Annotated in this window: 16 protein-coding genes; all 16 read right to left on the minus strand. The window is 58.0% G+C overall.

From position 1 onward, the window contains the following. On the minus strand, positions 1 to 545 hold a 545-nt coding region (locus tag ABFB09_RS09385; protein WP_347001236.1), incomplete at its 3' end, for a tyrosine-type recombinase/integrase. Next, the gene (locus tag ABFB09_RS09390) at positions 545 to 1,015 is read right to left on the minus strand and encodes a hypothetical protein (RefSeq protein WP_347001237.1); all 471 of its coding nucleotides are present in this window, start codon (positions 1,013 to 1,015) and stop codon (positions 545 to 547) included. The genes ABFB09_RS09385 and ABFB09_RS09390, both read right to left, overlap by 1 nt. 9 nt (positions 1,016 to 1,024) lie before the next feature. Beyond that, on the minus strand, positions 1,025 to 1,627 hold the full coding sequence (locus ABFB09_RS09395; protein ID WP_347001238.1) for a hypothetical protein: 603 nt from the start codon (positions 1,625 to 1,627) through the stop codon (positions 1,025 to 1,027). Between the two features lie 9 nt (positions 1,628 to 1,636). Next, a complete protein-coding gene (locus ABFB09_RS09400) occupies positions 1,637 to 2,023 on the minus strand; it encodes a hypothetical protein (protein ID WP_347001239.1) in 387 nt (128 codons plus the stop codon). Beyond that, positions 2,024 to 2,332, minus strand: a complete 309-nt coding sequence (locus ABFB09_RS09405) for a hypothetical protein (protein ID WP_347001240.1) — start codon at positions 2,330 to 2,332, stop codon at positions 2,024 to 2,026. A 5-nt stretch (positions 2,333 to 2,337) separates the two neighbouring features. Further along, positions 2,338 to 2,529, minus strand: a complete 192-nt coding sequence (locus tag ABFB09_RS09410) for a hypothetical protein (protein ID WP_347001241.1) — start codon at positions 2,527 to 2,529, stop codon at positions 2,338 to 2,340. Then, complete coding sequence (locus ABFB09_RS09415) at positions 2,530 to 3,786, minus strand: S8 family serine peptidase (protein ID WP_347001242.1); 1,257 nt, start codon at positions 3,784 to 3,786, stop codon at positions 2,530 to 2,532. It abuts the gene before it with no gap. Between the two features lie 9 nt (positions 3,787 to 3,795). Continuing rightward, complete coding sequence (locus ABFB09_RS09420; protein ID WP_347001243.1) at positions 3,796 to 4,551, minus strand: hypothetical protein; 756 nt, start codon at positions 4,549 to 4,551, stop codon at positions 3,796 to 3,798. A 13-nt stretch (positions 4,552 to 4,564) separates the two neighbouring features. Then, positions 4,565 to 5,068: a hypothetical protein gene (locus ABFB09_RS09425; RefSeq protein WP_347001244.1), complete on the minus strand. Its 504-nt coding sequence runs from the start codon at positions 5,066 to 5,068 to the stop codon at positions 4,565 to 4,567. Further along, the gene (locus ABFB09_RS09430) at positions 5,069 to 5,536 is read right to left on the minus strand and encodes a hypothetical protein (RefSeq protein ID WP_347001245.1); all 468 of its coding nucleotides are present in this window, start codon (positions 5,534 to 5,536) and stop codon (positions 5,069 to 5,071) included. After that, positions 5,536 to 6,102, minus strand: a complete 567-nt coding sequence (locus tag ABFB09_RS09435; protein WP_347001246.1) for a hypothetical protein — start codon at positions 6,100 to 6,102, stop codon at positions 5,536 to 5,538. The genes ABFB09_RS09430 and ABFB09_RS09435 overlap by 1 nt, the downstream gene beginning before the upstream one ends. Beyond that, positions 6,099 to 6,275 carry a cytosine permease gene (locus ABFB09_RS09440; RefSeq protein WP_347001247.1) on the minus strand — a complete coding sequence of 59 codons (177 nt, stop codon included), beginning with the start codon at positions 6,273 to 6,275 and terminating at the stop codon, positions 6,099 to 6,101. The genes ABFB09_RS09435 and ABFB09_RS09440 overlap by 4 nt, the downstream gene beginning before the upstream one ends. Beyond that, complete coding sequence (locus ABFB09_RS09445; protein WP_347001248.1) at positions 6,272 to 6,772, minus strand: hypothetical protein; 501 nt, start codon at positions 6,770 to 6,772, stop codon at positions 6,272 to 6,274. Before ABFB09_RS09445 ends, ABFB09_RS09440 begins: the two co-directional genes overlap by 4 nt. Before the next feature lie 17 nt (positions 6,773 to 6,789). Further along, positions 6,790 to 7,377 carry a hypothetical protein gene (locus tag ABFB09_RS09450; protein WP_347001249.1) on the minus strand — a complete coding sequence of 196 codons (588 nt, stop codon included), beginning with the start codon at positions 7,375 to 7,377 and terminating at the stop codon, positions 6,790 to 6,792. A gap of 31 nt (positions 7,378 to 7,408) precedes the next feature. Then, a complete protein-coding gene (locus tag ABFB09_RS09455; RefSeq protein WP_338739152.1) occupies positions 7,409 to 7,588 on the minus strand; it encodes a cell division protein FtsH in 180 nt (59 codons plus the stop codon). 36 nt (positions 7,589 to 7,624) lie between these two features. Continuing rightward, positions 7,625 to 7,828 carry a cell division protein FtsH gene (locus ABFB09_RS09460; protein ID WP_338739154.1) on the minus strand — a complete coding sequence of 68 codons (204 nt, stop codon included), beginning with the start codon at positions 7,826 to 7,828 and terminating at the stop codon, positions 7,625 to 7,627. Positions 7,829 to 8,144: the final 316 nt, after the last annotated feature.

Here is an 8,144-nt window from a genome sequence, read left to right on the forward strand (position 1 = left end):
ACAGCATGCACGGCGAAAGCGTCGCGCAGCCGGTGGGGAGAGACGTTATGGGTCTTGCCGCTTTCGACGTTCACAAGGCGCGGTATTCCGGCGCGCTCGGCACAGTCCCTGACGATCTGCCAGGCCCGGTTACGGCCGAGACCGAAGAGCATCTTTTCACCATTTCTGGCCACCGTGCCGCCGCGGCCGATGTATTCCTTGAGCAGACCGAGAGTGGTTTTATCCAGCGGCAGCGTCCGGAAACGGTGATGCTCCTTTTCCTGAGAAACCGCCTTCTCCACCTTCCGGCCGCACACCGGGCAAAACTTGTGCCCTTTGCCCAGCCTGGCGCCGCAGCCTGGACAAGATAGCTTGATACGCGACTTCAGGTGTTCGATGGTCACCGAGCCGCGGCGGAAGTCGATGTCCTTGACCCGGAGTGCCAGCGCCTCGGATACCCGGCAGCCCAGGTGAAAAAGCAGACGAATGAGCAGCCGGTCCCTGAGATACACAGCTGCGCCTTCCAGTCTCGCCACTTCGTCGAGTTCAAGGTAAGTCTTACCCACTAGCCGGTCTCCTCACTCATTTGCTGCGTCATCGGCATGATGAGCCCCATCATCAAGAGCATCATCAGCATCGGTAGCATCGACGACAGCATGTCGCCGCCCGAAGCATTGCCGGTGACGATGATGACGTTATCCTGTTCAGCCACAGCGTTAGTGTCCTCGATCCAGACCCGGAGGCCGTAGGTACCGTTGTCAATGCCGCCGCTTGACTTGGGCACAAGCAGGAAATCAACCGAGGCCGAGCCTTCAGCTGGTTCCGAACTTGCCGCAAGTGGCACATCCGCCTGACCGACGCAGGCGTTCACCATGTGCTTGCCAAAGAGATTGGTCGAATAAGGTCCGGCCAGAAGCTTTACCGTTGTGTTCACGCCGATGACGTACTTGAAGGACATCGTCACCCTGAGGGTGTCCCCGGCGTTGAAAGTCCCCGGCGAAAGCGCCATCGGCGCAAAGGCGATATCGAGTACCACCTGCCCCTCCTATACCTTGGCGAAATCCGAGATCTTGAATTCGGTGATCGTCGGTTGGCTGCCGGCGATAACGAGGGCGTTCTCGTAGCCGAAGAGATAGTTGGTCGTCGCCTGACCGCCGATGCTCGGACTGCCGCCAAAAATCTTGACGTAGATGTCATCCCAGTTGGTGCCGACGTTGGATGGAATGGTGAAGATATAGGAATTGGTGACATTCGGGTACGACGGCGGTGTCGTTATCTGCGGGATACTAAAGGTGGTCTGTTGCACCAGCTTCTCATCGAAACCAAACATCCCGTTCGTGCCGATGCAGTAGTACCCGGTCACGCCGGTAACCGCAGGACCGGTGTACTTGAAAGAGATGCTCACCATCAAACGATCCCCCGGAGCCACCGCCACCTGCTTCGGCGCCGGATTCATGTAACTGAGCGGGATATAGACGCCGCCGGCCGCGGTGAAGAATTTCCCCGCCACCGGATCATAGAAAATGTGCTGGCCGGTGGCCGGATCGATATACCAGCCGGGCGCTACCGGGTCTTCGGCCAGGGCGACAGCGCCATTACCTTGCGCCGCAAAAGGCTTGAGTTCCAGATTGAGTGTTTTGAAAGCCATTTGTTCCTCCTATACCTTGATGAAATCCGCAATGCGGAAGTCCGAAATTATGGGCTGGCCACTTGAACCCACGTTGACCGTTTTGGCCATCTCGTCGTCGGCGTACCACGCTCCGTCGGCGCCGTACCAAAAACTCTTGGCACGAACGGTCACCTTCTGGCTGGGCATGTAGAAATAACCGGAAAACGGCCAGACCGCCTGCGCGTCGATGTTAACCCAGTCGGTCGGAAAGATGACAGCCGGTTGCGGCGAGACGCCGTAATCGAGCGCCGCTTCGACCCTGACGCCGATGGGCGCAGAATGGGTATTTTTGACCCGGACGGTGATGTCCACCCGGCTGCCCGAAACAGCCTCCGATGGGGCAATGATCTCAATAATATCGGCATACTGCGCCATCTAATCCTCCGGGTCATCCTTTCCAGGACTCTCCGCCAACGGGAAGCTGCCGTTGCCGAAATTGCCCGCCAGGCGGTTGCCGATGACGTCCACTCCGGCACCGCCCAGGAAGGCGTAGAAGATGCTTGCGATGTTCACCTGTCCGGTTGAGTCGATACTGAGCGCCAGGATAACACCAGCGAGGACGGAGCGGATCATCGACCCACCGAACTTGCGGATGTTAAACGCCTCGCCGCTTTCCAGCCAGCCCAGGAGCGCGGCGATAAAACCGCCAAATAAAGCTGCCAGGGCGATGTAAATTCTTTCCATGGTTGTTATTCCCTCCTTCTAGTGACACAGATGAACTTGCCCCAGATGACGCCGCCCATGGCCACCAGACAGCTGCCGGTGGTGGTCACCACCAGGCCGAAATCGACATTACTCGCCAGCTCGATGCCGATACCTATACCGATCGTCGCAATGCCGACGAGCTCAATAACAATGGCCGCCATCATTCCCTTGTTCATTTAATTCGCCCCCATCATTCCGGCCATCAGCATCATGGCCGTCATCATTTGCATCATATCCGCCGTCTGAGTCGAAGGTGAGCTGCCCGATGTCACCTGCCCCAGCATGGCGCCCATGGCCGGCAGCCCGTAGCCGTAGGCGTTGTCCTTGTTTAAGGGGGCATCCTGCGGCTTGGTGGAAAAATACGGCGCCACGTCCCTGGCCAGCGTCCAGCGGTACTGCCAGCCTTCACCATAAGCCCGGCGTCCGCTTTCCCACAGAAGCCCGGTGAGTCCCGCCAGCATCGGCGCGGCGAAGCTTGTACCTGACTTAACCACATACCCATCGTCATTCTTGTCCGACGCCATCTCAAGGTTCGTCCCCCAGATAACGAAATCCGGTTTGGTCTCGCCCTGTACCGTGGGCCCGCGGGAGGATTTCTCCCAAACGGCAAGCTCGCCATGCGTTTCTATGGCGCCGACAGCGATGACCTCCGGCTCACAGGCCGGCAGCATAACCGTCGTCATCTTCGGTCCGGTATTGCCCGCCGCGGCGATCACGTCCAATCCGTACTCGATACTGGCTGCCCGGCAGGCAGCCCGCACTGGGTTGTCGGGGTCCCCGTCGTCCTCGCCGCCGAGCGAGAGGTTTATCACGTTGGGATACATCTCATCGGCAGGAAAAAGACCTGAAGTGCGGGCCTGCTCGGCCAGATCACATACCCGGTCGATGCCGAGCACGATGGCCTCATCCGTGGCGATACCCTCATCGCCGATGACCTTGATGTTCATAATCGAAGCGCCGGGCGAAACGCCGGCATTGCCGCCAAGGGCGTGCATGCCGCCAGCGATTACGAAAGCTACCTGGGTGCCATGGCCGTAAACGTCCGACGCCGATGGCGATCCGGTAAAATTGGCCTCATAGACCACCTTGCCCTGCAGCGACTGATGCGTCTTGCGGACGCCGCTGTCCAGGACGGCTACCGTAAGGCCGGTGCCCATGATCGGCGGGTTAAAATAGCTTCGGAGCAGATAGAAGACATCAGAGATGCTTTCCACTACCGGAGTCTGGGCGACCACCTGGCTCGTGCTGTACTGCCTGAGAGCTTTGAGCGTAATGCCGGGAATGGCCGACAACCTGTCAGCTTGCGTCTGGTCGAGTTCGCAAAACACCTGGCCGATCAGGCTGGCTTTTCGGATGTTCTGAGCGCCAATTTTACTGGCCTCGGCTTCGAGCCGTTCGATCGATAAATTCTTAGAGATGAGGGCGTAGCGCATATCTTCTCCTTATGCCGGGTAGGCGAGCTGAATGGTATAGGTCACCTTGAGTTGACCCGTGTTGGGCACGGTAACCGTGGATGCCAGGAGGTCACGGGAAAACATGATCGAGCCGGTCCCAGCCGAGCTGAACTTGACCCTGCCGTACAGGGCGACTTCATTGACCCCGATGGAAGCGCCGGAGTTGTTGTTGATATAACGGATCAAGGTATCGGTGAGAGTTTTGGTGGGTGCGTCGTAGTTCAACGAATGAAGATCCGACTGGGCATAATCCATCTGGCCAGCACCAGAACCGTTGGTGATCGTGGCCCCCAAGACATATCCGTCGAACGATTCCGGAAAGTTATTGGTGCCGACGATGATGCCTTTATCTGTTGCACCGGCTGTAGCTAGCAGTCCGGTGTTGGTTGATCGGTCGTTAACGTTGATGTCCTCATCCCAGCCGGCGACCTTGTTCAAACCCCAGTTGGAACCGTTTGGATAGATATTGCCATTGGTCCACCGAAGTGAAATCGCTCCGGCTTCGAATAAATTAGTCCCCGTGAGGCCATATGCGTTCATCTGGGAAAAGAGAAAGTTATAGGCGTTTCGGTTCCAGGAATGGCTTCGTTGCCGGTGCGAGTGGATGATATCGCCCTCTCCATTCCGGACCTCCATCCCCAGGAATGCCCTGAAGACCGGCATCTTCAGCTCGGTACCCAACTTTTCAAAGCGACGATATTTACTCTCCAGTTTTGGATCCTCGGTATAATTCTCTTCTTGCATCGATGTCTCCTTCCTATACTAGTTGTGCCATCACTCCGATGCCGGGCACCGGAATAGTTTCCGACAAAGATTCTTCCGCGCTCGTATCGAAATCAACGCCTGTGGTAACGGAAATCCCCGGCGCCGAAATAGTGCGAGTCGCCCCGGTTGTAAAGCCGCCGCCAGAGTGATCTTCGGCGGTGGCGATGCCCACGGAAGGCCTCGGCATTGAAAGAAGCGGCGGGTCAGCAACCCGGTTCACCGCGCCTGTCATATAGGCGATGAGTTCCTGGATATCCAACCAGCCCGGGCGACCTACCCCCTGATTAAGCGCCTTGAGGACGTTGTAGCCGGTGCCGTAGTTCAAAGGCAGTCGCTCGAACACGTTCTGGCCCCGGTAAATGATGTCACCCGGTTGCATCAAGGCGTCGATTCCGCCCAGGTTACGGATACACCTGGACTGCCAGTCTTTGTCGGTGTCTATCTCGATTTCCGACAACTTGGTCGCTCCCGACTTCGCTCTTAAAAGAAGACTCATCTACATCGCCTCCAGCATGAAGTCGTAGTCGACCGACTTGCCGTTGTCGGCCGGGTCGTTGCTCTTGACCGTCACCCGCAACGGATCGTGAATCGCCCAGGTACCGTTGACTACCGGCAGGCCCGGCGGGTCCGCCGCGGCGTCAAATGACTGCTCATAGACCTTGCGCTCGGCACCGTTGATCTTCTTATAGAGCCTGACCGTCACCTGGCTGCCGGAGAGGTTGTGGACGGCGATACTGAAGTCATGCAACTTGTATCTGGCGCCGGGAGCACCGGCCATTACCAAATTGCTTTCCGTCGTCTGCCAGTCGGCAACAGTCGAACCCTCGAACGGGCTCTCACCGGACAACTTGTCGGTCTGGCTTTTTATCGCTTCCAGTCTGGCTTCGAGTCCGGCGATGGCCGACTCGATCGCCGTGAGGCTGGCCTTGGTTTTACCACCTTCGACGTAGAACTCACCCGGCATCACTCACCTCTCCCCACCGGCAGCTGTTTTAGAGATGCTCCTGCCGAATTGATCCGCTTGGTTTCTTCTTTTTTAGGCTTTAGAGCCGAAGCCACGATACCCAGCATCAAGATCGGCAGCATCATACTGAGAAGCAGGCTCCAGTCGAATCCCGAAGATCCACTGTTCCCCGGCGCGCCCGGCCAGGCCGGCGGCAGCACCGAACTGCTTGGCGCCACCAGCATGGTGGCCACCGAATCCACCACCTCACCGCTTTCTTTCTCATAAAGGAGCACCGTTAGCACCGCGTTCGTCTCGGTAAAGCGCAATGAACCTTTCAGCTGAACCAGGTCCCCCGGCTCGGCCTTGAACCAGGCGTAGCCGGCAACCGGCAGTGCTTCCTCACTGATCTGTTGGCCGTCCCGCGAAAGGCGGGCGATGAGCGCGTATTCCTGCTCGCTCCCGCTAGGATTGGCCGCGTAAACAGACAGGCCAAGGTCGTAGCCGGGAGAGTAGTAAAGCCATGGCGGCAGATCCCAGAAAATGTCGCCCAGCGCGCTGCCCATCACCGACAAGGCTGGACTCACAGCGGGAACTCCACGTCTTCACCCTTGAGGGCTTTTCTGACCAGCGACAGCGCCCAGGCGCTCATGGCAATCATCATGGCAAAGCCGATAATGCCCGAAAACACCGCCTGCCAGAACAGCGGCTGATAGCTTTCGGGGTAGTAACCCCGGTATTCTTCAGGGTAAAGGTTCATGGTGATACCTCTTTAAGCTTTTTGGGCTTGTCCGGCGCGGTCAGTGGCTTCATCACCTGCATCAGCACGAACATGACCAGTAGCATCATGCCCATGTTGAGAAGGGTGGATATAAGGCTTTTCACTTCCTCGGGTATCAGCCACCAAACAAGCGTGCCGACCAGCGGCGGCAGGGCGATAAAGCCGATGATCCCAGCGATGACCGGCAGCCAGGCCGCGCCTTTCTGCCAGGCGAGATAAACGGCAGGTTGGCCGGGATCCGCGTAAACGATGTATTCGTAACCCGGCCAGTGCTCGACGCCGGCATCCTCAAAAGCCTGCTCCAGCCGGGTAAGCGCCTCAGCCGAGGGAACTGCCTCGAAATCTAGCCGGGTCAAGAAAAGAGCACCCTCGTCGGCGCTTTCCTCAAGCGGGGCGAAGGTGCTCATTCCCTTAATGCTGTTAGTCTGGCCTACGAGGATTGCCCGGTAGCCTGGCGGCGCCATCGCATAGGGCATAGTTTCCCTCCCTATGTTTAAACCAGGCGTCGCGTCTTGCGGCCGAAGGGATTCAGTGTCACCTTGCGATCGGCTATCGTGCCGCCGGCGGCGGTCACCGTGGCCACCAGCGTCAGCTTGTCGCCACCCACCAACCGCAGATCGGCCCCGAGTTCGCCGGGAGCTGCCAGATCGTAGTCTTCGTCGTTTCCGGCCGCCTGATCGGTGCCGAGGTACTTCTTATCGACGGTATCCGCCTTGGGGAACTTCGAGACACGGATATTGCCCGACACTTCAGCCTCGGTGATGAGGTTGAGGCGGTTAAGATACCATACCTCTCCCGCCGGCACTTCAAGCTCCGTGGTTTTGACCGTGTCTTGGGCGCTCAGGTCAGGGATGGTGACTTCAACCTTATCGCGCTCATCGATGCGGTCCTCGGTTTGCAGAACCTCAGCGGAAAGGAGTGCCTCTCTGAGCACCTGAAGCGGCAACCCCATCCAGTAGCCAGATTCGTTGTCGTAAACACCGAGTAGCGACAACGACTGACCGAGCGGCGGCACCCAGCCCTTCGGAGGTCGCGTACCGGGATAGCCCGGGAGCTGCTGCGGAATGATCTCTTTTGTCATGAGTTTTTCTCCTCCTGTTCGCTGGAATCGCCTAGGACTTGCCGGTGATGCCCTTCATCATCGGCATCATGATGGCCATCATCATCACCATCATGATCATCGGCATCATCGCCGAGAACATGCTCGACATGTCGTTGGTCTGCTGCGGATAGTAGCCGCCGACGGTGCCGTACTGATACTGCTGGGGACGGGCCTGCTGTGTTACGTACATGTTTTAATTTCCTCCTGGTTCTATTCCTTTTTTGAATCAGTCTTTGGACGTGACGCCCTTCATCATCGGCATGATGATAGCCATCATCATCACCATCATGATCATCGGCATCATGGCGCTGAACATCCCCGAAAAGGGATCTTCAGTTTGGGTCGGATAGTAGGCGCCCGGCCCGCTTACCTGCATCGGGTTATACTGCCCCGGCGCCACCGGCCCGCTGATTTGCTGTGAAGTGAACATGGTTTCCTCCAACTTACTTTCGATCGAACTTACGGTGTTTGCCTTGTGCCGTCTCTCTCGGGTTGGTTCCCCTGTCGCCGCCGCGACGGCGGCAGGGGATCTCATATCAACCACAAGGAAAAGGCATCAGGCAGAGCAGGCGCTACTCGAACATGGCGCGCTTGTAGCCGCTCACCATGACCGGGCCCTTGCCGTCAACGCCGTCGCGATAGTGGTTTACCCGGCCTTCCTTCACCTTTTGACCGGTCGGCGCGATGCCGTTCATGCCGGTGCGGTAGGATTCAGGGGTTGCCTTCTCTTGGTAGGTGACGGGGAC

The sequence above is a fragment of the Dehalogenimonas sp. THU2 genome (assembly GCF_039749495.1).
In the GTDB taxonomy this organism is placed as follows: Bacteria; Chloroflexota; Dehalococcoidia; order Dehalococcoidales; family Dehalococcoidaceae; genus Dehalogenimonas.